Annotated in this window: 2 protein-coding genes; both read left to right on the top strand. The window is 72.8% G+C overall.

Annotation, left to right across the window (positions count from 1 at the left end; all coding sequences use genetic code 11):
• Nucleotides 1-991: bifunctional phosphopantothenoylcysteine decarboxylase/phosphopantothenate--cysteine ligase CoaBC (gene coaBC / locus ACFV5N_RS21120; RefSeq protein WP_385602055.1), on the top strand; the 991-nt coding region annotated here is incomplete at its 5' end.
• Between the two features lie 213 nt (nucleotides 992-1,204).
• A complete protein-coding gene (metK, locus tag ACFV5N_RS21125; RefSeq protein WP_385602058.1) occupies nucleotides 1,205-2,413 on the top strand; it encodes a methionine adenosyltransferase in 1,209 nt (402 codons plus the stop codon).
• Nucleotides 2,414-2,600 lie beyond the last annotated feature (187 nt).

Raw genomic sequence — 2,600 nt, forward strand, 5'->3', positions numbered from 1 at the left:
TCAGCAGGCCGACCTGCTGGTGATCGCCCCGGCCACCGCCGATCTGCTGGCCAAGGCGGCCCACGGGCGGGCGGACGACCTGCTCACCAACACCTTGCTCACGGTCCGCGCCCCGGTGGTCTTCGCGCCCGCCATGCACACCGAGATGTGGGAGCACCCGGCCACCCGGGAGAACGTCGCCACCCTGCGCCGCCGCGGCGCCGTGGTCATCGAGCCCGCCAGCGGCCGGCTCACCGGCGCCGACACCGGCAAGGGCCGGCTGCCCGACCCGGCGGAGATCTTCGAGATCTGCCGCCGGGTGCTGGAGCGGGGCACCGGCGCCCTCGCCCCCGACCTGGCCGGCCGGCACGTGGTGATCTCCGCGGGCGGCACCCGGGAACCGCTGGACCCGGTGCGCTACCTGGGGAACCGTTCCTCCGGCAAGCAGGGCTACGCCCTGGCCCGCACCGCCGTGGCCCGGGGCGCCCGGGTCACCCTGATCGCGGCCAACACCGCGCTGCCCGACCCGGCCGGTGCCGACGTCGTCCCGGTGGGCACCGCACGGGAGTTGCACGACGCCGTGGTCAAGGCCGCCACCGGCGCGGACGTGGTGGTGATGGCCGCCGCGGTCGCCGACTTCCGCCCGGCGCGCGAGGTGACCAGCAAGATCAAGAAACGGGACGGGGCGGAGCCCGAGCCCGTCGCCCTGGTGCGCAACCCCGACATCCTGGCCGAGGTGGCCGCCCGCGGTCCGGAGCGGCCCCCGGTCGTGGTGGGCTTCGCCGCCGAGACGGACGACGTGCTGGAGGGCGGCCGGGCCAAGCTCGCCCGCAAGGGCTGCGATCTGCTGGTCGTCAACCAGGTCGGCAACGGGCGCGCCTTCGGCACCGAGGAGAACGAAGCGGTGATCCTGGAGGCCGGCGGCCCGGAGACCCCGGTGCCGTACGGCCCCAAGGAGGCCCTGGCGGACCGTGTCTGGGACGCCGTGGCCAGGCGGCTGACCACGGCCTGACCCCGTACCACCCCCCTGGCGCCGTCTCGTACTGCGGTCCGCCTCTCCCCAGCCGGGGGCGGGACCGTTACGCTAAGACAGGGCCGTGGCAGCCGGACGGGATTCCGCTGTCCAGCGACCCCCGAGTCGATAGACTCACACCGACGACCTCCGGAGCTTCCGGAGCGGGTCGGCCCAGTTCAGTCAGCAGCCGCTGCAACCCCAGGGAGCGATGTGTCCCGCCGCCTGTTCACCTCGGAATCCGTGACCGAGGGTCACCCCGACAAGATCGCCGACCAGATCAGCGACACCATTCTCGACGCCCTCCTCCGGGAGGACCCGACCTCCCGGGTGGCCGTCGAGACGATGATCACCACCGGTCTGGTGCACGTGGCCGGCGAGGTCACGACCAAGGCGTACGCGGACATCGCGTCCCTGGTGCGCAACAAGATCCTCGAAATCGGCTACGACTCCTCCAAGAAGGGGTTCGACGGGGCCTCCTGCGGGGTCTCGGTGTCCATCGGGTCGCAGTCGCCCGACATCGCCCAGGGCGTCGACACCGCCTACGAGTCGCGGGTCGAGGGTGAGCTGGACGAGCTGGACCGCCAGGGCGCGGGCGACCAGGGCCTGATGTTCGGCTACGCGTGCGACGAGACGCCCGAGCTGATGCCGCTGCCGATCCGGCTGGCGCACCGGCTCTCGCACCGGCTCTCCGAGGTGCGGCGCAACGGGACCATCCCGTACCTGCGCCCCGACGGCAAGACGCAGGTCACCATCGAGTACGACGGCGACAAGGCCGTCCGGCTGGACACCGTCGTGGTCTCCAGCCAGCACGCCTCCGACATCGACCTGGAGTCGCTGCTGGCGCCCGACATCCAGGAGTTCGTCGTCGAGCCGGAGCTGAAGGCACTGGTCGCCGACGGCATCAAGCTGGACAGCGAGGGCTACCGGCTGCTCGTCAACCCGACCGGACGGTTCGAGATCGGCGGCCCGATGGGCGACGCCGGCCTGACCGGACGCAAGATCATCATCGACACCTACGGCGGCATGGCCCGGCACGGCGGCGGGGCGTTCTCCGGCAAGGACCCGTCCAAGGTCGACCGTTCGGCGGCCTACGCGATGCGCTGGGTCGCCAAGAACGTGGTGGCCGCCGGGCTCGCCTCGCGCTGCGAGGTCCAGGTCGCCTACGCGATCGGCAAGGCCGAGCCGGTCGGTCTGTTCGTGGAGACCTTCGGCACCGCCACCGTGGAGCCGGAGCGGATCGAGAAGGCCATCGGCGAGGTCTTCGACCTGCGCCCGGCCGCCATCATCCGCGACCTCCACCTGCTGCGGCCCATCTACGCCCAGACCGCCGCGTACGGGCACTTCGGCCGTGAGCTGCCCGACTTCACCTGGGAGCGCACCGACCGGGTGGACGCGCTGCGGGCGACCGTCGGGCTGTGAACCGGCCGGCTCGGTGATGTCCGGGCCATCTGCTTGACTGCTCGGGTGAGCGGCGAGCGGGATTCCCAGGCAGCGGGGGCGGAGCAGCTGGCGCTGATCCGGGCGAGCGTGCGGGCCGGGCGGAAGGGAACGCCCGCCCCCCCCCCCCCCAGGCGCGCCCCGCCGCGCGCCCCCCCACAGGTGTCAC

Source organism: Streptomyces sp. NPDC059853 (assembly GCF_042731495.1).
Taxonomy (GTDB): Bacteria; Actinomycetota; Actinomycetes; order Streptomycetales; family Streptomycetaceae; genus Streptomyces.